This is a genomic window from Alphaproteobacteria bacterium (assembly GCA_033762625.1).
GTDB lineage: Bacteria > Pseudomonadota > Alphaproteobacteria > UBA9219 > RGZA01 > RGZA01.
On record JANRLI010000019.1, the window covers coordinates 1 to 21,912 of the forward strand.

Below are 21,912 nucleotides of genomic sequence, written 5' to 3' on the forward strand. Positions count from 1 at the left end.
GACATCAACCTCGATGAGGAAATTGTGAACAGCAAATTGGCTGATATTTCATACACGGCTAATGCCAAGGTTATTCAGGCACAGTTGAAAACCGAAAAAGAACTCCTCAATATACTCGCGTAAGTTTTTAAAAATTCAAAATCAAATGACTTCACCACTTCATGCCACAAGTGTTGTGTTTTGCGGGCGCGGCCTTTTACTTTGCGGCGCATCGGGCACTGGCAAATCGGATTTGGCGCTACGTATCATCGATGCGGGTGGCAGTCTTGTGTCGGATGATTACACCCAGCTCACGGTAAAAGAAAAACAACTCTTCGCTTCGCCGCCAGAGACAATCAAGGGAATGCTCGAAGTCAGTGGTGTCGGGCTGCTGAAAGTCGCCACTATTCCCAGTGCACGTATGGATTTTGTTGTCACCTGTGAATCGAAAGAGGCAATTGAACGACTGCCGCAACTGATTCACACCGAAATCGCAGGAATATGCTTGCCAGTACTTAAGCTTTATCCGTTTGAGGCTTCAGCGGTTGCGAAACTGCGGGCATTCCTGCAAAATAAGCTCACTCATGAATGATGCTATTGTAACCGAATTAAAACCCCGTAATACCAAGCGCCGCGTCGTGCTTATTTCCGGCATGTCAGGTGCTGGCCTTTCCTCGGTTTTAAAATCGCTCGAAGATTTGGGATACGAAGCGGTTGATAATCTCCGCCTCTCCATGGTGCCAACGCTGATTAAGGGCGCTAGCAAAAATAATAAACCGCTTGCGATTAGTGTGGATAGCCGCAACGCTGAATTCAACGCTGAAATGTTTTTGCGTTATGTTGGGGAGTTCAAACTCGATCCGCATCTTGATGCACGTCTTTTATTTTTAGACTGTGATGACGAAGCGCTGCTGCGCCGCTTTAATGAAACGCGCCGTCGCCATCCGCTCGCGGGCGACCGTCCGGTTAAGGAAGGTATCGCTATGGAGCGCAAAATGCTTGCGCCCGTGCAGGAAGCAGCCGATCACACGATTGATACATCCTTATTATCCGCACATGATTTGCGCCGTCTGCTGGTGGGCCATTATCGCACCGATAATAGCGGGTTAACGGTATCGGTTTCATCTTTTTCATATAAATACGGCGTCCCGCGCGAAGCCGACTTGATATTTGATGTCCGTTTTCTGAAAAATCCGCATTGGAATATGGAATTGCGCCAACTCACGGGGCGTGACCAGGCGGTTGCCGATTACATCAAATCTGATCCTGATTTTGATGCGTTTTTCATGAGCATGCTCAATTTTCTTTTCCCACTTTTGCCGCGCTACAAAGAGGAAGGAAAAAATTATCTCACCATCGCACTCGGATGCACAGGTGGACGACATCGCTCGGTGTTTGTCGCCGAACAGCTTGGTACCATGCTTGCCGCGCAAGGATATGTGGTCGCACTCACACACCGCGACATGGATAAAAAAGAAACAAAATGAAATGGAGGATAAGATGATTGGAATGGTTCTGGTAACGCATGGTGACTTAGGCAAGGAATTATTGCTCGCCACCCAGCATGTATGCGGTGAGCAAAAATTTGCGCAAGCCATTTCCATTGGTCCGGAAGATGATATGGAGCAGCGCCGTGCGGAGATTTTGGCAAGCGTCACGGCCAATGACCGTGGCAAAGGCGTTATTGTAATTACCGATATGTTTGGCGGTACACCCAGCAACCTTGCGCTGTCCATTATTGAGAAGGCGCATATCGAAGTGTTGGCAGGGGCGAATTTGCCGATGATGATTAAATTGGTCAGCGTGCGCGCAACCCATGCGCTTGATGAAGCAGTAGCCGAAGCGCAAGAAGCGGGCCGTAAATATATCACCGTTGCATCACAATTGCTCAACGCCAAAGCTTCCTGACTGGCCAGCGAATGTCCGAGCATCCCGAAATCTGCGAACAGGTCACAATTGTCAACCAAAAAGGGTTGCACGCCAGAGCCGCATCCAAATTCGTAAAATGCGTTTCTAATTTTGAAGCCGTGATGGAAGTCAGCCGCGGCGACATGAAGGTTGCCGCAACCAGTATCATGGGCCTTATGATGCTTGCCGCATCGAAGGGGACAACCTTGCGCATTTGTGCCTACGGCAAAGATGCGGAAGAAGCATTATCCGCCATTTGCCAACTCATTTCCGACAGGTTTGAAGAAGATGAGTGATGAACTGGTCTTGAAAGGCTTGGCGGTTTCAGCGGGGATTGCGATTGGCCCAGCCTTTATTCTGGATAGCGCACGCCTGCATGTTCCCGAATATGCGATTAAGGCCGATGGCGTTGCCGAAGAAACCCTGCGCTTTCAAGATTCTGTCACTAAATCCCTGCGCCAAATCAAACGCATCAAATCAAAAGCAGAAAATCTTCCCGCCGATGCTGCGGAAGAAATGAACATTCTGCTGGATGCACATATTGCGATGCTGTCGGGTTCGCGCCTGATACGCGGCGTTGAAAAACGCATTGCATCTGAAAAAATAAATGCCGATGCGGCGTTACAGCATGAAATTGCGCATCTTGCGCAAAGCTTCGCCTCGATGGATGATGCATATCTTGCCTCGCGCATGAAGGATATTCAGGAAGTGGGGCAACGACTGCTGCGCAACCTGCAAACCGAAAATGCCGATTTCACCATCAACATTCCCGAAGGCAGTGTCTTGGTTGCCGAAGACATTACGCCTGCCGATACTGCGCAAATCAATCCTGAGGCCGTGCAGGGCTTTGTTGCCGAGCTGGGTGGCGTTGACGGTCACACGGCGATTATGGCGCGTGCGCTTGATTTGCCATCGGTCCTTGGTGCCGCAGGATTAAAACTGCATTGCAAAGACGGCACGATGATTGCGGTCGATGGGCTCGAAGGCGAGATTATTATCAACCCGTCTGCGGCAACCCTCGCACGCCTTCGCAAAGCGCAACTGAAATTTAAAAAAGAACGCGAACAACTCAAAACGCTTAAACGCCTTCCAGCCATTACTAGCGATGGCGCCGAAGTCATGCTCATGGCCAATCTGGAATTGCCACGTGAATTGACCAAAGCATTAGATGCAGGCGCGCAGGGCGTTGGCCTGTTCCGCACCGAATTTATGTTCATGAACCGCAAAACATTACCTGATGAAGAAGAACAGTTCATCGCCTTGCGCGGCATGGTCGAGGGGCTGAAAGGCCGCGTCATGACCATTCGTACGCTTGATTTGGGCGGCGAAAAACTATCCTCTGCGCTGGGCGATGTGCATGGCGAAAGCACCAATCCCGCGCTGGGGCTGCGCGCTATTCGTTTGTGTCTCAAGCAACCCAAATTATTTGAAACGCAACTTGCCGCCATTTTACGCGCTGCCGTCTATGGGCCTGTGCGCATTTTGTTGCCAATGATTTCCAGTGTGGAGCAGGTAAAACAAGTGCGTGAAAAAGTACATCTGGTTGCCAAACGCCTGCAACGCCGCGGTGAGGAATTGCCGGACCCATTGCCGCCGGTTGGTGTGATGATTGAAATTCCGGGCGCGGCCTTGGCCGCTGATGCGCTTGCGCAGGTTTCTGATTTCTTTTCCATCGGCAGCAACGATTTAACGCAATACACGCTCGCGATTGACCGCAGCGATGAACAGGTTGCCGATTTATATAATCCCCTGCATCCAGCGGTACTGCGTCTTATTCAATTTAGTACCGAGGCAGCGCTGCGCGCGCGTATCCCAATCAGCCTTTGTGGTGAAATGGCTGGCAACCCCCAGCTGGCTGCATTTCTTATCGGCATTGGCATTCGCGAACTATCGATGTCACCGCCACGTTTGCCGGAAGTAAAACGAACTATTCGCGGACTTAGCCTTCTCGAATCCACCCGCCATGCTGCCAAAATAATGAGCAGTAGTGACGAAACCCTCATCAAGCAGGAAATGGCGAATAAGCAAGTCTAAACAATCCGATAAATTGCCTGTAAATCACTTGCGCGAATAGATGTTGTCACCATTTCCCCCCTGTGGCAAAAGGTGAGCATCTGTAAACGTATAGTATCCTAAATCACATTATATATAGAGAGCCCCATGCAAGCTGCCGCAGTAAATGCCGTAAAGAACGATTACAAAGTAAAAGACATCACGCTGGCTGATTGGGGCCGCAAAGAAATTGCGATTGCCGAAAGCGAAATGCCCGGCCTGATGGCGCTGCGCACCGAATTCAAATCCAAACAACCCTTAAAAGGCGCGCGCATTGTCGGCTGCCTGCACATGACTATTCAAACAGCGGTGTTAATCGAAACGCTGATCGAACTGGGCGCTACCGTACGCTGGTCATCCTGCAATATCTTTTCAACGCAAGACCAAGCGGCAGCGGCGATTGCTGCCAAAGGCATTCCTGTCTTTGCATGGAAAGGCATGACCGAAGAAGAATTCTGGTACTGCATTGAACAAACCTTGAAAGGTCCAGATGGCTGGACGCCAAATATGATTTTGGATGATGGCGGTGACGTAACCCAAATCATGCACGATAAGTATCCGGAAATGCTCAAAGACGTGAAAGGTTTGTCGGAAGAAACCACCACGGGCGTTCATCGTTTGTATGAAATGATGAAGGCAGGCAAATTAAAAGTGCCAGCCATTAACGTCAATGACAGCGTGACGAAATCGAAGTTCGATAATCTCTATGGCTGCCGTGAAAGTCTGGTGGATGGTATTAAACGTGCAACCGACGTAATGGTGGCAGGTAAGGTTGCTGTCGTGTGCGGTTATGGCGATGTGGGCAAAGGTTCTGCTGCGTCACTCCGCAGCCAAGGCGCGCGCGTGATGGTTACTGAAATTGATCCTATCAATGCGCTTCAAGCCGCGATGGAAGGCTATCAAGTTACCACGATGGAAGATGCAGCGCCGCTGGGCGATATCTTCGTAACGGCAACAGGCAACGTCGATGTTATTACGCTTGAACATATGCGCGCGATGAAAGACCGTTCGATTGTGTGCAATATCGGCCACTTCGATAGCGAAATTCAGATTGAATCCTTACGCAATTACAAATGGGAAGAGGTAAAGCCACAGGTTGATGAAGTGGTATTCCCGGATGGCAAGCGTTTGATTGTGTTGGCCCAGGGTCGTCTTGTGAATTTGGGCTGTGCAACGGGGCACCCCAGCTTTGTGATGAGTGCGTCGTTCAGCAATCAGGTCTTGGCGCAAATGGAATTGTGGAACAACCACAAAAACTACGAGAACAAGGTGTATGTTCTGCCCAAGCAGCTCGATGAAAAGGTAGCTCGCCTGCATCTTGAAAAGCTTGGCGTTAAGCTGACCAAGCTTAATGCAAAGCAGGCTGCCTACCTCAGCATTAATGAAGCAGGCCCATATAAGCCCGAACATTACCGTTACTAATTTTGGGCGAATCTACCTAAATCAAGTCTTAATCTTTATAAGATTTGGTAACATCGTTGACCAACGAAGGTAGGTTTAGATTCCGTGAGAGAGCTGTATCGACGATATACACCATTATTAGGGGTGCTGCTGCTTATAGTGGTCGCGTTCCTTATTGTGCTGTTTCGTGGTGGAAATACAGGGCAGGCAGCGGTTGGACTTAGCCATCTCTTTTTGCTTGCGGTCGTACTGCTGATTGGTACCGCAACCGTCATCTTTTTTGAACAAGCGCGTTCATCGCGCAAGGCTGCTGCAAAGCTTCAGGAAGAATCCCAGCTTAAAGATGTGCTGCTTTCAGTTTCACCGGATGCGTTTGTGATTTTAGGTTCGCAAGGTCAGGCACTGCGGTTGCACGGGACAGAAAAACTATTGGGTGTTGAGCGCGTTGGCGTTTTGCAAGATGTGTTATCTGCGCTGCAACCAGCCTCATCTGAGAAATTGCAGTTCCTGATTAAAGAGCTGTTGCAAAAAGGTGAAGAGTTCCGCTTGCAGGTGACCAGCATTTCCGGCGCGAAAGCGATTATGGTTCATGGCTCGCGCCGTCAACTGCCATCGCAGTCCCAACCGGTGGCATTATTGTGGTTGCGTGACACATCGCGTTTTGTAGAAGAAATTCGCCGCCAGAGCGAGAGTTTACAGCAAGCCAGCAACCAATTAGGTGAATTGCGCGCGGTACTAAACCAGGTGCCATACCCCTTATGGCTGCGCGCCAAGGATTTCAAGTTGCAATGGGTGAACGAAGCCTATGCAAAATCTGTCGGGGCCAGCGTTGAAAACATCATCGCCGAACAAATCGAACTGGTGCCTTCATCCCAGCGCGGTAAGGCCAAAACACTTTCACAAATGGCGTTCGAAAAAAATGGCGCGGAGCATGAACAGCGTTTCGTTGTGATTGAGGGCGAACGTCGCTTGCTCCACATCATGGAAAGCTATAACGGTCCTGACCGTTCGATGATTGGCTTTGCCACCGATATTACACGGGAGTCGGAGCTTGATGCGGAATTAAAGCGCCACATCAAAGCGCATGAGCAAGTGCTGGATCAGCTCGGCACGCCGATAGCCATTTATGGATCTGATACACGTATTAAATTCTTTAACCGTTCGTATTTGAAATTGTGGTCAAGCGATGAAGAATTCCTCAAGAGCGAGCCAACCTTCAGTGAAATTCTTGAAGATCTGCGTTCCCGCCGCCGTGCGCCAGAACAGGCGGATTTCCAGAAGTATAAGAAAGAACGCACCGCGCTCTTTACCTCATTGATTGAACAACGCGAAGATTTGATGCATCTGCCAGATGGGACAACGCTGCGCATTATGGCCGTGCCGCATCCGTTTGGCGGCATCATGTTCGTACATGAAGATGTGACCGATAAACTGGCGCTCGAATCCTCCTATAACACGCTTATCGCCGTGCAGCGTGAAACGCTGGATAATTTGGCCGAAGGCATCGCGGTCTATGGCGGCGATGGCAAGCTTAAACTTTATAATCCTGCCTTTGCCCGCATCTGGAAGATTGCGGATGATATGCTTGCGCCCCATCCACATATTAGTGAAGTAGTGGAATTGATGAAGCCCTTGCTGAACTATTCCGGCGATTGGGCAGAATTCAAACGCGATACAGTCTCCGAAACACTGGATCGAACAACGCGCGCCGGCCGCTATGAATGCCAGCAAGAACTCGTCATTGAATTCTCATGCGTGCCGTTACCGGATGGCGCGGTGTTGATTTCCTATCTGGATGTAAGCGATAGTGTTCGTGCTGAAAAAGCCTTGCGTGAAACTAACATCGCCCTTGCGGCTGCCGATAAACTCAAGTCAGAATTCGTTGCGAATGTATCGTATCAACTCCGCACGCCGCTTAATACCATCATGGGTTTTGCCGAAATTCTGGCAAACCAGTATTTTGGAGCGCTCAACGAACGTCAACTGGAATATGCGCGCACCATGATGGATGCAAGCAAGAAGCTGCTTGCGCTTATCAACGACGTCCTTGATTTGGCAACGATTGAAGCGGGCCGCATGGCCCTTAACCGCAAACCGGTTCCTGTGCGCAGTTTACTGGAAGGCACGGCGGATATGACACGTGAATGGACGCGCCAGCAATCCTTGAGCATGGACATTCAATGCAGCGACCTTATCGGCAGTTTCGAAGTTGATGAACACCGCATGAAACAGGTGATGTTCAATCTTATTAGCAACGCCATTCAATACACACCGCCAGGCGGTCATATTGTGTTATCGGCGGAACGTCAGGGTGATTGGGTATCGTTGTTTGTAACCGATGATGGCATGGGCATTCCCGAAGAAGACCAGTTGCGCGTGTTTGAAAAGTTCGAACGTACCAATCCACATGCCAAGCAGGGCGGGGCAGGGTTGGGTTTATCGCTCGTGAAAAGTTTTGTTGAATTGCATGGCGGTCGTATTTTAATTGACAGCACGAAGGGCAAGGGCACGCGTATTACCTGCACTTTGCCGGTGAAAGCGCCACAAGAACACCCACTTAAATCCATCACGGCCTGATATGCACATTTTGATACGTGAATGCGATGAACACCAGATGCAGAAGCTGGCAGAGGATTTGTCCGCGTTGCTTAAGGCGGGTGATTGCCTGACATTCCATGGCGATCTGGGGGCTGGCAAAACTACATTTATCCGTGCGGTTATCCAAAAACTGGCGGGGGCACAATCCGTACCCAGCCCTACCTTTACGCTGGTGCAGCACTATGATTCTCCCAAAGGCAATCTTTGGCATTTCGACCTCTACCGCCTAAAGACGGCGGAGGAGCTATATGAGCTTGGTTATGAAGAAGCCCTCATCAACAGTATTCTTTTTATCGAATGGCCTGAACGTGCAAAAGGCCTTTTACCGCCCAATCAACTACAGCTACACTTGGATCCGGCGCAGGATAATCAAAAGCGCAAGGTATCAATGACAGGTGATGATGTATGGGCACAACGGCTGAAGCCCCTCACGATATAAACGAACAGGAATTTTTTCTTAGCATTCATGGCTGGGAAAAAGCCCAGCGTACCCCTTTACCTGGTGATTTTTCTGCGCGGCATTACATCCGCTTATCCGATGCCAACCGTAAGGCATTGCTCATGGTTATGCCAAAACCTGAAGAGCTTGCCCCGTTTTTATCCATGCAATCGGTATTGCAGGCGGGCGGTATGCGTGTACCTGCCATTTACGCCGTTGATAAGCACAAAGGCTACGCCATTATCGAGGATTTGGGCGAAAATGACTTTGGCACCATTATCCGCAAATCTGCGCAGCCCGAACATTTATATTCCGTTGCCGTCGATGCATTACAGCATTTGCATGCGTCACGTGTGCCGCCAACTGACCATCTAACCCAATTCACGGCAGAATTATTTTTGCAGCAAGTGCGCTTTTTTTTAGATGCCTATGGCAGCTTCGTGATGAAACACGCGTTTTCGCCGCAAGCGGTTTCTGCATTCCAGCATTCATGGGAAAGTGCACTTCAAGAAGCCTGTGCCATTCCGCGTTCGGTGATGCTGCGGGATTATCATGCGGCTAATATTATGTATCTGGAATATGAAGAAGGGCACAGAAAAGCAGCTGCTATTGATTTTCAAGATGGCGGTATCGGCCCGATTTCCTACGATATTGCGTCATTGCTTGAAGATGCACGGCTAGATGTATCGCCTGTGTTGCGTGCCCATATGTTGAAAACCTACCTTGATGCGTCCACGTTTAAGGATAGGGTGCGGTTCATGACGTCTTATCATATTCTTGCCTGCCAACGGCACATGCGCATTTTAGGTATTCTGGCAAAACGCTGGGTAACGCAGGATAGTCCTGCAACCGAAGATTTTTTCAAGCGCACATGGGGCTTGCTCATGTTGCACACTGCCGAACCTGCGTTGGCTCCTGTCTATCAATGGCTTGATGAATATGTGCCCCCTAATTTTCGCGAGCATTGGAAGCCATGAGTTTTATTCCGCACACAGCTTTTGTATTGGCGGCCGGGCTTGGCATGCGTATGCGCCCGCTCACGCTTGAAACGCCAAAGCCATTGCTGAAAGTGGGCCGTGAAACCATGCTCGATCAGGTGTTAGACAGGCTGGTGGATGCTGGTGTAAAACGTGCCGTGGTTAATGCCCATTACAAAGCTGAACAAATTGAAGCGCATGTAAAATCAATCAATCGTTTGGAGATTATTTTATCGAAAGAAGACATATTGCTTGATACCGGCGGGGGTATAAAGAACGCGTTGCCGCATTTGGGTAATGACCCCATTTTTGCCATTAATTCCGATTTACCATGGCGCGACGGCGCCGTATCCGCGCTACAGCGCCTTGCAAACACCTTCAATCCGGAAACGATGGATTGCCTGTTACTGCTTATGCCGCTTGAAAAAGCGCTAGGTTTTAAAGGTGCCAAGGGTGATTTTTTTATGGCCACAGATGGCCGTATTACCCGAAAAGATACGGAGCCACCCCGTCCTTACGTCTTTATTTCTGCGCAGATTGTTAAACCATCCTTATTTCGCGACGTCACACAAACGGTTTTTTCCAATAATATTGTATGGGATGCCGCCGAAGCCAAAGGACGTTTATACGGCCTCGTCCATGATGGAACCTGTTTTCATGTCGGTACGCCCGAAGATTTAGCCGAAGCCAATCGCCGACTTGCTGACCATAGCGGGTGGTAACATGCCACCAAAATCCAGAACCATTTTTAATATTCCTGCCGGCGAACCGTTTCTTGAAAATCTGGTTGCAGGATTGAAAAAATTACCGCCGACTGAATTTCAATCTGCGCTAATTCTGCTGCCTACGCGCCGTGCATGCACGGCGCTACGCGATTTGTTTTTGGCCATGCAAAAAGATGGCGCGGCGATGTTGCTCCCAGCCATTCGCCAGCTTTCTGCGATTGATGAAGATGAATTGGTGTTGTCGGCCGATGCGGAATTGGCAAAAGCCGTGCTGGATATTCCTCCCGCCATTTCGCCAATGCGCCGCCGGCTGCTGCTCACACAGCTAATTATGGCACGAAAAGAACCAGATGTATCCCATACGCAAGCCTTTTTATTGGCAGGCGATCTTGGCCGCTTGATGGATCAGGTATTAATTGAAAATTGCGATTTCAAAAATCTCGCCAACGTGGTTCAAGAAAAAGAATTGGCGAAGCACTGGGAAACCATTGTCGCCTTCCTTGGTGTGATTACAGAAGTTTGGCCAAAAATTTTGGAAGAACAGAATGTGATCGAGGCGGTTGATCGACGCAAGCGTCTATTCGCGTTACAGATCGAGCATTGGAAGAAAAACCCGCCCAGCCATTATGTAATCGCTGCGGGTTCTACGGGTTCGCATCCATCCACGGCTGACTTATTGCAAACGATATCAACATTGCCAAAGGGAGCGGTTGTTCTGCCAGGGCTTGATGCTGCGCTGGATGAAGCAAGCTGGAATGCAATTAGCGAAACACATCCACAATATCTGCTGAAAAAACTGATTAAAAAATTAAATGTCGAGCGTGAAGATATCCCCATATGGGATGGCACACCGCAATCGCAGCCGCGTCAGCATTTCCTTTCGGAAATCATGCGCCCGGCAGAACACAGCGATGATTGGGAAAAATTGGCAAAAACCTTCGCTAACGCACAACCATGGCAGGGAATGCAGAGCCTGACCGCAGCGCATGACCAACATGAAGCCCAGCTTGCGGCCCTTATCTTGCGGCATGTACTGGAAACGCCTGATGAAACGGCTGCACTTGTAACGCCAGACCGTTCACTGGCAGTACGCGTTGCAACCCAGCTTCGGCGCTGGAATGTCGTAGTTGACGACAGTGCGGGCACGCCTCTATCTGAAACAGCACTGGCTGCTTATTTCACGTTGCTGCTCCATTTGCCACGCCATGATTTAAAACCGTCGGACGTAATGGCGTTTTTAAAGCATCCGCTAACGTCGCTGGGTCTTTCGCGTGAAGAATGTTTGCGACTTGCGCGCGAAATGGAAACTGATTTTTTTCGCCAGCAGATATGTGGGCATGGTATTGGTACTTGGCTTTCGATTATGCCTGCGAACAAGCCTTACGCAGTGCTGTTGCAAACCATCCGCAAAGGCATTTCTGAAATCACCAGCATCAACCATATAAAATCGTTCTCGCACTGGCTCGACATGCATCTAGCGCTTGCAAATGCGTGGTGCAAACAAGACGTATGGCAGGGCGAAGCAGCGGAGGTGCTTTCCCAGTATATGGACAGTCTTCGCGCGCATAGCCAGAATTACCAATGCAGTTTTGAAGATTATATAGGTATTTTCACAGCTGGCTTGCGCCAGGAGCCTGTCCGTCTGCGCTATGGGCAACACCCGCGTGTTCATATTCTGGGCCTTATCGAAGCGCGCATGTTGTCGTTTGACCATATGATACTGGCAGGCCTTAATGAGGGCTCCTGGCCGGAAGCGCCTATGCTGGACCCGTGGATGTCACCTGCGATGCGTAAAACCTTCGGGCTTCCTGTTCCTGATCAGCATATTGGGCAAACCGCGCATGACTTTATCCAGCTTGCCGCGCAGAAAAATGTAACGCTGCTCCGCAGTGAACGCAGCGGGGTTACTCCTACCAACCCATCACGCTGGCTGCTTCGTTTGCAGGCGGTTTTAAAAATGCTTGGCGCAGAACATGCACTAAAGCCTGTGATGCCTTGGCATGAATGGGCAAAGGAATTGGATAGGGTAGAAGATGTTGCGCCTTGTGAACCGCCCGCAGTCAGTGTTGTACATACTGCTTTGCCAGCAAAGCTTAGCGCAACAGATATCGAGCTTTGGGTGCGTGACCCTTACGCATTTTACGCAAAACGCGTGCTGGGCCTTAATGCACTTAAGGAACTGGATGCCGAACTCAGCGCAATGGACAGAGGAAATATTTTCCATGCCGTGCTCGATGCGCTTGCAAAAACTTATCCATTCAATTGGCCGGAAGATGCCAAGCATACATTTATGCACCTGCTAGGCGAAGGGTTTTTAAAGCACGGGGTCAGTGCCGATGAACTGCATATGATGCAGCCACGTCTTATGCTGCTTGCAGAAGAAGTATGGGAATATGAACGCGCGCGCCGCGCCGAGGTGACAGCCTTTTTTGCTGAAAAGCGCGGCGAAACAAAGCTCAATATTCAAAATTATCATCCGGTTGTCCATGCCAAGGCTGACCGCATTGATGTGCTGAACGATCATACGGTGCATATTTCCGATTATAAAACGGGTGCAATCCCAAGCAAAGCAGAGGTGGAAACTGCGCTAAAACCCCAATTGCTGGTGGAGGCAATTATTGCGTCCAATCAGGGTTTTCCAGATCTTGCGCAAACGCATGTCAGCAAAATTGGCTATGTGCGCATAACCGAAGGTGAAAAGTTACTAGATTCAAAAGCACCGATGAATTTGCATGCGGACGCCATCGTATTGCATCAAAATGGTCTAACGGCTTTTATCCAAGCCTTTTTACAAAAGAATGCGCTATTTCGTTCTGCGCCGCGCCAAAATCTTCTCGAAGCTTCGCCTGATTATGCGCGCCTTGCCCGTGTTGCCGAATGGTCGAAAGGCGAAATCGAGCAGGAGGATGCCGGATGAGCGCCACTGCCCAAAAAAATATACTGCCCCAATCATCGGAGCTTGCGCAGCAACAGGAAGCGCAGCGCTTGCGCGCATTAAATCCAGCGCAATCCGTTTGGGTTTCTGCATCGGCAGGCAGTGGCAAAACCACGTTGCTTACACAGCGCGTGCTGCGTTTATTGCTGCAAAACCGTATCGAAAAACGCACACATAAAAATAAAGTACTGCCCAATATCCTCTGCCTTACCTATACCAAGGCAGCAGCAGCAGAAATGCAAAACCGCATCCGCATGCAGCTGCAGCAATGGGCTATTTTACCGGAAGGTGATTTGCAAAACAGACTCGAAGAAACCTTTGCGCTCAAAACCAATCCCACGGTTTTAAAAGAAGCGCGTCGTTTATTTGCCTTTGCGCTGGAACGCCCCGATGCCATTCGCATTATGACGATGCATGCATTCTGCCAGATGATTTTAAACCGCTTCCCGCATGAAGCCGGTCTTGCGCCGCATTTCACGCTGCTAGAAGGCGAAGCAGAAAAATTATTCCATGAACAGGTGCTTTCCGAATTTTATGGGCAGATTAAAACCAGCCCTGCATTAAATGATGCGCTGACCACACTCGGATACAGCCAAGCAACATCCCGCACAAAGGAAATGCTGGGGGAGGTGTTTAAAAACTCCGGCAAATGGGCAGCGCATTTTGCTGCGCATCCAACGCCTGAAAATTTTGCAAAATCCCTGCAAACAAAGCTTAATCTTGTTTTTATTGGCAGTGAGCGCGAATTGCTCGAACAACAATCGGTGCCCGAAAATGAACTGCTACAGGCAGCAGATTGGCTACAGGCTGGCAGTAAGACCGACAAAGAACGCGGCGTAGCCATTTCTAAATGGGTGCATGATAAACAAAACCGCGCGCCACATTTTGATGAATACGCCTTGGCCTATCTCACTACCGAAGAAACGGTACGTGCCAAGTTATTTACCAAGGATATTGAAAAAAATAATCCATCCATCGCTGATATTTTGAATAGGGAAGCGCAGCGCGTGCTAGCACTCGTGCAAACCCGCAATGCCCTGCGTTTTTATCATCAGCACGTTGCATTTTACATTCTTGCGCAGCATCTATGGCAGCTGGTCAAGGACGTTAAGCGCCGTAATGCGCAGCTCACCTATGATGATTTGATTTTAACAACCCGTGATGTGTTTACGCAGCCCGAACTCGCGCCGTGGGTATTGTATAAGCTGGATGGTGGTATCGATCATATTTTAATTGATGAAGCGCAAGATACCAGCCCGGAACAATGGGACATCATCTTTGCTCTGCTCGATGAAGTTTTATCAGGACGCGGCGCCAGGGAGGATGAAGCCCGCACTTTATTTGTCGTGGGCGATGAAAAGCAATCCATCTACAGTTTTCAAGGTGCCAATCATCGTCATTATCTGGAAGTAAAAGCGCAGCTATTTGCACGGTTCAAGCATTTGTTAAAGCCGATGATTGAAGTTGACCGCATTCAATCCTTCCGCTCCACCTCCGCTGTTCTGGAATTTGTTGATGAAGTGTTCAGGCGCGATGAAATCCGCAAAGGGGTTAGCAATACAGCTTTGCGGCATTATCCATATCGCGCCATGCGCGGTATGGTGGAGCTGTGGTCGCCTGTAAAAACGGAAATGAAGCCGTTGCCGCAACCATGGGAAGCGCCGTTAGAACGCGATGATTCAAAGCATGCCTATGTGCGCTTGGCGCAACGCATTGCCGATACAATTGCAACCTGGCTATCACAAAGCTACCAGCTTAAAACACGCGAAGGGCAACAGCGCGCAGTAAAGCCGGATGACATCATCATTCTGCTGCAAAGGCGCAGTCATTTACTCTCGCCCATCATTCGCGCGCTAAAGGAACGCAATATTCCAGTAGCTGGCATTGACCGCATGGTTTTGCATAAGCAGCCGGCAGTGCAGGATGTGCTTAGCCTTTGCCGTTTCTTGCTGTTACCGCAAGATGATTTAACACTGGCGGAGGTGCTGCGCGGACCATTCATTCGCATCAGTGATGAACAGCTTTTTGCAATCGCGCATCGGCGCAGCGGCTCATTGTGGCAGGCATTACAAGACACACAAAGCCTGAATACAATATGTGATTACCTGAAACATTTGCTGGCTAAGGTTGATACGGTTTCATCCTTTGCCTTGCTATCACATATCTTCGTGATGCCGTGCCCCGGTAATCCGGCTGGCGGAAAAACCGCGCTTATCCATCGTTTGGGGATGGATGCCATAGACCCCTTGGAACAATTACTATCTGCTGCGCGTCAGCATGATGCACAGCATCCATTATCCTTGCAATTATTTGTGCGCGCGATTGCGCAGGACGACAGCGAATTAAAGCGCGAACAAAGCGAAGCCAACTGCGAAGTGCGCATCATGACCACCCACGGCGCAAAGGGGCTGGAAGCACCTATTATTATCATGCCTGATTTAATGCGTGACCCGCATAAGCAAGGAAAACAACCCTCGGTGTTTTGGGATAGTGACGGATTTGTATTTCCCGCAACACCCGTTGCAAAAAAAGTTCCAGCAGTCGAAGCGTGCAAGGCATTTTCAAAAGAAGCGCGCGATGAAGAACACCGGCGTCTGTTATACGTTGCCCTCACCAGAGCGGCAGATGTGTTGATATTATGCAGTGCAATCAAAGACGAAGAAGCCAAGCCCCAGCCATGGCAAGCCCATATCCAGGATGCCATGAACCAACTTGCGGCGGATGCTACCGAACTAAACGGCGAACCCATCTGGAAATTTGGTGATGTGCAAACATTATCGCCTCCGGTTGCGCCCGTGCCAAATATTACAACCGACCTTCACCAACCGCCCGCATGGCTTTTGCAGCCTATTCCCCCCATATCTGCAAAACAGCCGATTTACAATCCATCCATGCTGCAGCGTGGCGATGAAACGCAATTAAGTCCATCGGCATCCGGTACTGCGTCATCCTTTATGCGTGGGCGCTTATTGCACCGTCTGCTGCAACTGCTACCCAATATTCCCGATGACCAGCGCGAAGAAGCTGCGGCACGCTTTTTAATTCAAAGTAGTGGAAGCGATCGTGATGTCATGCTAAAGGATGTTCAGGAAGTTATGGCAGTACTGCGCAATCCTGTTTTCGCAGATGTTTTTTCAAAAGATGCGCAGGCCGAAGTTCCCATCATTGGCACAATCAATGGCAAATATTTTTCAGGGCAGATTGACCGCTTGCTGGTGACCGATACAGAAGTGCTCGTGATTGATTTTAAAACCAACCGCCCGCCGCCACGCACAACCGCCGACGTGGAGCATGGATATGCTGCGCAAATGGCATGTTATAAAATCCTGCTGGAGCAGATTTATAAGGGCCGCAAACTACGCGCGGGCTTGCTGTGGACACATAACCTTACCTTAATGGAGCTGGATGATGCCTCATTGCAGCGCGGCATGAGGATTCTGGACAATTTGAGCTCTTGATAGGCTCTTGACCCCAGTAAAACCAGCGCCATATAATTAAGACAGAGATTGTTTTTAAAGGACTTTTTGGAGAACCAAATGGGTAACAATACCATTGCCGTAAGCGACGCAAGTTTCGAAGCAGATGTTCTAAAATCAGAAAAACCTGTGCTGGTTGATTTCTGGGCGGAATGGTGCGGCCCATGCAAAACGATAGGCCCCTTTTTGGAAGAGATCGCCGGTGAAATGGGCGCAGAATTAAGCATCGCTAAGGTCAATATCGATGAAAATCCGATGACGCCAAGCAAATATGGCGTGCGCGGTATCCCAACCTTGATGTTGTTCAAAGGCGGCCAATTGGTGGAAACCAAAGTTGGCGCAATGCCAAAATCCCAGCTATCGGCATGGGTTAAGTCAAAGCTGGCTTAACTGCAATTAGAACTCTAATGGCGGTGGTGGATCGATCGGCACATTGAGGTCTTCGAGCAGAAGTTCCTCATCCGTCAATTCCATCAATCCATCGGGTGCAACGCGGATATTCGTTTTAAATAGCGCGTTTTTAAACACCACGCTGGCGGTCAATAAATAGCGGTTATCGCGTCCAATACCTTTATAGGTCACAGGCATCAAGCGGTCATTCACCTTTTGCATTTCTTCGGCGTTCGCATTATCCAGCCACGCCACATCATCTGGTTTCTCTACAATGATGAAACGGCCTAATTGGCCACGTACATAGTGGAAAAAGAATTTGGCATACGCGATAACATTTTTGCGATCCAAACGGATGGGCGCCTTGTCATTCACGCGGTAGATGATTTCATTGGTCCAGTTCAGTAATTCCGCATCACCTGGCTTGTACAGCATATACCGGGTTTGCTCATGATCCTGTAAAATATAGAATTTGAAATCTTCATACCATGGAAGGCTTGCTGCGCGGATATCCAGCGCATTCAAATTCATATTTTTTGCTTCCAGCAACGGTTTGATTTCCGCAATAATCGGCGCGGCCGCTTCTGCGTCTAATGGCTCTGGCTTCAGTTCTTTCATTGAATGTCTTTCTGGCGTGAACTGGGTATAAGGACTGGTAAAAGATAGAATAGGGGTGGTTAACACTCAATAAATATCGATTTATTACTTATATTATTTGTTCTTCTGCAATATTTGACCCGCCAAATAGAGCGAGCCGGTAATCAAAATGCGTGCAGGTTGCGGCGAAAGGCTGATGAGCCATTTCAATGCATCCTGCGCGTTTTGGTGGTTTTGTGTGATTTTGATGCCAGTTTCCCGCGCGGTTAATGCAAGGGTATCTGCGCTTTGTGTTTTTTCATTGGGAATGGGAATAGCCGCAAGCGCCGAAATATGCGATGCAAGTGATGCCAGAAATTCTTCCGGATGTTTGCTTGCCAACATCCCCAGAATAACCATCAATGGTTTTTTATCCTGCGCGGCCCAACTGGCGGCTTGAATTGCCAGCATATCCCCCGCGCTGTCATTATGTCCGCCATCCAGCCAAAGCTCATACCCTTGCGGCAGCAAATCCACCAAAGGTCCGTTTTTCAATTGTTGTAACCGTGCCGGCCATTCGGCGTGCTGAACACCGTGAGCAATTGCTGCATCATCAATGTTGAATTTGGTTTGTTGTTTTAAAACCGCAATCGCGGTTGCGGCGTTTGCGTATTGATGCATCCCGATTAAGTTGGGTTTTGGAAACTGGGTTGCTTTGCCATTCACAACAAACTCAAGGCCGGTGCTGTTGGGTGTGTATGACCAATCCGTGCCGTATGCATGTAACGGCGTTTGTGTGGCAGCTGCCTTTTCAATCAGTGTTTGCGTGACTTCTTGTGCAAATTGCGGGGCGATAATCGCGGGGATGTTTTTCCTGAAAATCCCGGCTTTTTCACTGGCGATTTCGTGAAGGCTGTTGCCTAAAAAATCGCGGTGATCATAGGAAATGCGGGTAATTACACTCGCCAATGGCTGGGAAATCATATTGGTGGCATCAAGCCGCCCGCCAAGCCCGACCTCAAGCAGCAATACATCCGCAGTCACGCGGGAAAAGGCAAGGAACGCGGCGGCGGTGGTGATTTCAAATTGGGTGACAGGTGCGCCGTCATTCAACCGTTCGCATTCCAGCAGCACGTCACATAAATCATCTTCGCTAATCAATTGACCAGCAAGCCGGATGCGTTCATGGAATGAGACTAGATGCGGGGATGTATATACATGAACCTTTAGCCCAGATGCTTCCAGCATCGCGCGCAAAAACGCAATGGTGGAACCTTTGCCGTTCGTGCCCGCAACGTGGATGATAGGTGGCAGCTTAAGTTGCGGATTACCTAACGCACCCAGCAATTGGGCATAGCTATCACGCAACGATAAATCGACATTAACCGAATGATACGCATTTAATCGCGCAAGTATGTCTTGCGAAGAATGCCGCATTTATCTGCCAGAAATAACAGGCAGATTTCTTTTTTTCTTCTTTTCTTTTTCCGGCATTAACAGGCTTAACACCTTAATCAGGGTGTCGCGCAAATCCTTGCGGTGAACCACAATATCAACCATGCCATGGTCACGCAAATATTCCGCGCGTTGGAAATCCTGCGGCAGGGTTTCGCGAATGGTGCTTTCAATCACGCGCGCGCCCGCAAATGCAATCTGCGCTCCTTTTTCGGCAATATGAATATCGCCTAACATTGCGAATGATGCCGTCACACCGCCCGTTGTTGGGTCGGTCAATACCACGATATAGGGAAGGCCAGCTTGCTTGACCATGTTCACGGCAATTGTTGTGCGCGGCATTTGCATCAGCGATAAAATGCCTTCTTGCATGCGCGCGCCGCCGGATGCCGGAATGATGACCAGCGGGGTTTTATTCGCAACGGCTTGCTTGGCGGCGGTAACGATACCTTCGCCAACAGCGGTACCCATGGAACCGCCCATGAAACCGAAATCGAATGCTGCGATGACAACAGGGCGCGCGGCCATCTTGCCTTCGGCGACAAAAATCGCATCGCGTTGCCCGGTGCGCTTGCGTGCATCGCGCATACGGTCGGAATATTTCTTCATGTCTTTAAAGTTAAGCGGGTCACTGACTGTTTTCGGCAAGGTCAATAATTTGAAATCCCCATCATCAAACAGCATATGCAGGCGACGCAGCGGCTCCAAACGCAAATGGTGGCCACAGGCGCGGCATACATTAAAATGATCTTCCAGTTCGCGCTTGAACAGCATAGCGCCGCAACCGGGGCATTTTTCCCAAAGATTATCCGGCACATCTTTTTTGGTAACCAATGCGCGAATTTTCGGGCGAACAAAATTACTGATCCAGTTCATGGGTTTCTTTCCTGTATTATGCCGCAGCTTTATTGCGGGCTTTGTGTACTGCTGCACTTAAATTTTCAACATAAGCGCATACGTTTTTGACGAGATCTTGTTTGGTTGGGATATTGGCTTCCACCTTTTGCACAATCGCGCTGCCTACAACTACGGCGTCAGCATGGCGTGCTACGGTTTGGGCTGCCGCTGCATCTTTAATGCCAAAGCCAACGGCAACCGGAAGGTTTGAATGCTGTTTCAGGCGTGATACCGCAGCTTGCACCTGTTGTTCGCTGGCGGTTGCTGCGCCAGTAATGCCAGTAATGGATACATAATATAAGAACCCGCCCGAATTGCTCAGCACCACCGGCAGACGTTTATCATGCGTCGTGGGTGTCGTCAGGCGAATAACATGCATGCCGGCCTTTTGCGCGGGCACACGAAATTCCTCATCTTCTTCGGGGGGTAAATCAACAATGATCAACCCGTCCACGCCAGCGGCGGCTGCATCGTGCGCGAATTTTTCTGCGCCATAGGAATAAATGGGGTTGTAATAACCCATGAGTACGATGGGTGTGGTTGAATTGGTTTTGCGGAATGCCTGTACCATGCCAAGTGTTTTGACTAATGTCATACCACCAGCTAGGGCACGTAAATCCGCAGCTTGAATGGCAGGACCATCGGCCATCGGGTCGGTGAATGGCATGCCCAGTTCAATTACATCAACGCCGGCAGCTGGAAGTGCTTCAAGCAGTTTTTGTGATGTTTCCAGATCAGGGTCGCCCGCAACGGTAAAGCTGATGAAGCCAGCCTGATTATTTTTGCGTAATTCTGCAAAGCGCGTGTCGAGACGGTTCGTCATAATGTAACCCCTAATTTTTCGGCCACATTGAAAATATCCTTATCGCCGCGTCCGCACAGGTTCATTACCAAAATATGATCTTTTGGCAGGGTTGGTGCAAGTTTGGTTACGTAAGCAAGCGCGTGTGATGGTTCAAGTGCAGGAATAATTCCTTCCATCTTGCAGCATAACTGGAACGCATCTAATGCTTCTTTGTCCGTCGCATAAACATATTTCACGCGCTTGGTATCGAACAGGTAGGAATGTTCTGGCCCAATTCCGGGGTAATCCAAACCAGCGGAGATGCTATCGCCTTCCAGAATCTGGCCATCTGAATCCTGAAGTAAGTAGGTGCGGTTGCCATGTAACACACCGGGGCGTCCACCATTTAATGATGCTGCATGCTTTCCGGTTTCAATTCCATGTCCACCTGCTTCAACGCCGTACATTTTAACATTTACGTCATCCAAAAAGTCATAGAACAGTCCAATGGCGTTGGAACCGCCGCCAATGCATGCTACCAAACTATCCGGTAAACGCCCTTCGGCCTTCATCATTTGCTGGCGCAATTCTTTGCCAATCACCGATTGAAAGTCGCGCACCATCGCAGGGTATGGATGCGGACCCGCGGCTGTGCCGATGATGTAGAATGTATCTTCCACATTGGTAACCCAGTCACGCAACGCTTCGTTCATGGCGTCTTTTAATGTGTGGGAGCCTGATTTAACCGGAACGACGGTTGCGCCCAACAGTTTCATACGGAATACATTCGGCTTTTGACGTTCAATATCTACCGCGCCCATATATACAGTGCAGGGCAGATCGAACAAGGCTGCAACGGTTGCTGTTGCCACACCATGTTGTCCAGCGCCGGTTTCGGCAATAATACGTTTCTTGCCCATGCGGCGTGCCAGCAAAATCTGCCCCATGCAGTTATTGATTTTATGGGAGCCAGTGTGGTTCAATTCGTCGCGCTTAAAATAAACCTTTGCACCACCCAAATGCGCGGTCAGGCGCTTTGCAAAATAGAGTGGGGAAGGGCGCCCCGCATAATGCTCTAGATAATAATCCAGCTCTTTTTGAAATTCGGGGTCGGCCTTGGCGGCGTTATAGGCTTTTTCAACTTCCAGAATGAGCGGCATCAAGGTTTCAGCCACAAACCGCCCGCCAAACAGCCCAAAATGCCCGCGTTCATCGGGGCCTTGGCGATACGAATTTGTTGCAGCTTTGGTCATACCTACGTCCTTTATCATACCAACGGCATCATCTCTTTATGTAGGCTCGTTGGTATGCCGAGCCGCC

General features: G+C 49.5%; 18 protein-coding genes. 13 read left to right on the top strand and 5 right to left on the bottom strand.

Annotated elements, in window-relative coordinates; genetic code table 11:
* Nucleotides 1-145: 145 nt before the first annotated feature.
* From SFW65_08865 to trxA, 13 genes are all read left to right on the top strand, one after another.
* A complete protein-coding gene (locus SFW65_08865) occupies nt 146-571 on the top strand; it encodes an HPr kinase/phosphatase C-terminal domain-containing protein (protein MDX1923224.1) in 426 nt (141 codons plus the stop codon).
* Nucleotides 564-1,466: an RNase adapter RapZ gene (rapZ, locus tag SFW65_08870; protein ID MDX1923225.1), complete on the top strand. Its 903-nt coding sequence runs from the start codon at nt 564-566 to the stop codon at nt 1,464-1,466. Before SFW65_08865 ends, rapZ begins: the two co-directional genes overlap by 8 nt.
* Before the next feature lie 13 nt (nt 1,467-1,479).
* Nucleotides 1,480-1,887 (top strand): PTS sugar transporter subunit IIA, encoded by a 408-nt coding sequence (locus SFW65_08875; protein ID MDX1923226.1) that lies wholly within the window; start codon nt 1,480-1,482, stop codon nt 1,885-1,887.
* 11 nt (nt 1,888-1,898) lie between these two features.
* Nucleotides 1,899-2,183 (top strand): HPr family phosphocarrier protein, encoded by a 285-nt coding sequence (locus SFW65_08880; protein MDX1923227.1) that lies wholly within the window; start codon nt 1,899-1,901, stop codon nt 2,181-2,183.
* Nucleotides 2,176-3,921: a phosphoenolpyruvate--protein phosphotransferase gene (ptsP, locus tag SFW65_08885; protein MDX1923228.1), complete on the top strand. Its 1,746-nt coding sequence runs from the start codon at nt 2,176-2,178 to the stop codon at nt 3,919-3,921. The genes SFW65_08880 and ptsP overlap by 8 nt, the downstream gene beginning before the upstream one ends.
* Nucleotides 3,922-4,047: 126 nt before the next feature.
* Complete coding sequence (gene ahcY, locus SFW65_08890; GenBank protein MDX1923229.1) at nt 4,048-5,361, top strand: adenosylhomocysteinase; 1,314 nt, start codon at nt 4,048-4,050, stop codon at nt 5,359-5,361.
* 84 nt (nt 5,362-5,445) lie between these two features.
* Nucleotides 5,446-7,917 (top strand): PAS-domain containing protein, encoded by a 2,472-nt coding sequence (locus SFW65_08895; protein ID MDX1923230.1) that lies wholly within the window; start codon nt 5,446-5,448, stop codon nt 7,915-7,917.
* A 1-nt stretch (nt 7,918) separates the two neighbouring features.
* The gene (gene tsaE, locus SFW65_08900; protein ID MDX1923231.1) at nt 7,919-8,377 is read left to right on the top strand and encodes a tRNA (adenosine(37)-N6)-threonylcarbamoyltransferase complex ATPase subunit type 1 TsaE; all 459 of its coding nucleotides are present in this window, start codon (nt 7,919-7,921) and stop codon (nt 8,375-8,377) included.
* The gene (locus SFW65_08905) at nt 8,344-9,354 is read left to right on the top strand and encodes a phosphotransferase (GenBank protein MDX1923232.1); all 1,011 of its coding nucleotides are present in this window, start codon (nt 8,344-8,346) and stop codon (nt 9,352-9,354) included. The genes tsaE and SFW65_08905 overlap by 34 nt, the downstream gene beginning before the upstream one ends.
* Nucleotides 9,351-10,076, top strand: coding sequence for a nucleotidyltransferase family protein (locus SFW65_08910; GenBank protein ID MDX1923233.1), 726 nt, complete (start codon nt 9,351-9,353; stop codon nt 10,074-10,076). Before SFW65_08905 ends, SFW65_08910 begins: the two co-directional genes overlap by 4 nt.
* A gap of 1 nt (nt 10,077) precedes the next feature.
* Nucleotides 10,078-12,996: a PD-(D/E)XK nuclease family protein gene (locus SFW65_08915; GenBank protein MDX1923234.1), complete on the top strand. Its 2,919-nt coding sequence runs from the start codon at nt 10,078-10,080 to the stop codon at nt 12,994-12,996.
* Nucleotides 12,993-16,472 (top strand): double-strand break repair helicase AddA, encoded by a 3,480-nt coding sequence (addA, locus tag SFW65_08920; GenBank protein ID MDX1923235.1) that lies wholly within the window; start codon nt 12,993-12,995, stop codon nt 16,470-16,472. Before SFW65_08915 ends, addA begins: the two co-directional genes overlap by 4 nt.
* Before the next feature lie 78 nt (nt 16,473-16,550).
* Nucleotides 16,551-16,880 carry a thioredoxin gene (gene trxA / locus SFW65_08925; protein MDX1923236.1) on the top strand — a complete coding sequence of 110 codons (330 nt, stop codon included), beginning with the start codon at nt 16,551-16,553 and terminating at the stop codon, nt 16,878-16,880.
* 6 nt (nt 16,881-16,886) lie between these two features.
* Here the strand turns inward: trxA and SFW65_08930 are convergent, their stop codons facing one another.
* From SFW65_08930 to trpB, 5 genes are all read right to left on the bottom strand, one after another.
* Nucleotides 16,887-17,498, bottom strand: a complete 612-nt coding sequence (locus SFW65_08930) for a hypothetical protein (GenBank protein MDX1923237.1) — start codon at nt 17,496-17,498, stop codon at nt 16,887-16,889.
* A 93-nt stretch (nt 17,499-17,591) separates the two neighbouring features.
* Nucleotides 17,592-18,893, bottom strand: coding sequence for a folylpolyglutamate synthase/dihydrofolate synthase family protein (locus SFW65_08935; GenBank protein MDX1923238.1), 1,302 nt, complete (start codon nt 18,891-18,893; stop codon nt 17,592-17,594).
* The gene (gene accD / locus SFW65_08940) at nt 18,894-19,787 is read right to left on the bottom strand and encodes an acetyl-CoA carboxylase, carboxyltransferase subunit beta (protein ID MDX1923239.1); all 894 of its coding nucleotides are present in this window, start codon (nt 19,785-19,787) and stop codon (nt 18,894-18,896) included.
* A gap of 16 nt (nt 19,788-19,803) precedes the next feature.
* Nucleotides 19,804-20,631: a tryptophan synthase subunit alpha gene (gene trpA, locus SFW65_08945; GenBank protein ID MDX1923240.1), complete on the bottom strand. Its 828-nt coding sequence runs from the start codon at nt 20,629-20,631 to the stop codon at nt 19,804-19,806.
* Nucleotides 20,628-21,845, bottom strand: coding sequence for a tryptophan synthase subunit beta (trpB, locus tag SFW65_08950; GenBank protein MDX1923241.1), 1,218 nt, complete (start codon nt 21,843-21,845; stop codon nt 20,628-20,630). The genes trpA and trpB overlap by 4 nt, the downstream gene beginning before the upstream one ends.
* Between the last annotated feature and the right edge of the window lie 67 nt (nt 21,846-21,912).

What these genes read in the sequence shown, in the direction of transcription:
- trxA (MDX1923236.1), top strand. Translation starts at nt 16,551, where the DNA reads ATGGGTAACAATACCATTGCCGTAAGCGACGCAAGTTTCGAAGCAGAT.
- SFW65_08875 (MDX1923226.1), top strand. Translation starts at nt 1,480, where the DNA reads ATGATTGGAATGGTTCTGGTAACGCATGGTGACTTAGGCAAGGAATTA.
- ahcY (MDX1923229.1), top strand. Translation starts at nt 4,048, where the DNA reads ATGCAAGCTGCCGCAGTAAATGCCGTAAAGAACGATTACAAAGTAAAA.
- trpA (MDX1923240.1), bottom strand. Translation starts at nt 20,631, where the DNA reads ATGACGAACCGTCTCGACACGCGCTTTGCAGAATTACGCAAAAATAAT.
- SFW65_08865 (MDX1923224.1), top strand. Translation starts at nt 146, where the DNA reads ATGACTTCACCACTTCATGCCACAAGTGTTGTGTTTTGCGGGCGCGGC.
- trpB (MDX1923241.1), bottom strand. Translation starts at nt 21,845, where the DNA reads ATGACCAAAGCTGCAACAAATTCGTATCGCCAAGGCCCCGATGAACGC.
- tsaE (MDX1923231.1), top strand. Translation starts at nt 7,919, where the DNA reads ATGCACATTTTGATACGTGAATGCGATGAACACCAGATGCAGAAGCTG.
- rapZ (MDX1923225.1), top strand. Translation starts at nt 564, where the DNA reads ATGAATGATGCTATTGTAACCGAATTAAAACCCCGTAATACCAAGCGC.
- ptsP (MDX1923228.1), top strand. Translation starts at nt 2,176, where the DNA reads ATGAGTGATGAACTGGTCTTGAAAGGCTTGGCGGTTTCAGCGGGGATT.
- addA (MDX1923235.1), top strand. Translation starts at nt 12,993, where the DNA reads ATGAGCGCCACTGCCCAAAAAAATATACTGCCCCAATCATCGGAGCTT.
- SFW65_08910 (MDX1923233.1), top strand. Translation starts at nt 9,351, where the DNA reads ATGAGTTTTATTCCGCACACAGCTTTTGTATTGGCGGCCGGGCTTGGC.
- SFW65_08905 (MDX1923232.1), top strand. Translation starts at nt 8,344, where the DNA reads ATGGGCACAACGGCTGAAGCCCCTCACGATATAAACGAACAGGAATTT.
- SFW65_08935 (MDX1923238.1), bottom strand. Translation starts at nt 18,893, where the DNA reads ATGCGGCATTCTTCGCAAGACATACTTGCGCGATTAAATGCGTATCAT.
- SFW65_08930 (MDX1923237.1), bottom strand. Translation starts at nt 17,498, where the DNA reads ATGAAAGAACTGAAGCCAGAGCCATTAGACGCAGAAGCGGCCGCGCCG.
- SFW65_08915 (MDX1923234.1), top strand. Translation starts at nt 10,078, where the DNA reads ATGCCACCAAAATCCAGAACCATTTTTAATATTCCTGCCGGCGAACCG.
- SFW65_08880 (MDX1923227.1), top strand. Translation starts at nt 1,899, where the DNA reads ATGTCCGAGCATCCCGAAATCTGCGAACAGGTCACAATTGTCAACCAA.
- accD (MDX1923239.1), bottom strand. Translation starts at nt 19,787, where the DNA reads ATGAACTGGATCAGTAATTTTGTTCGCCCGAAAATTCGCGCATTGGTT.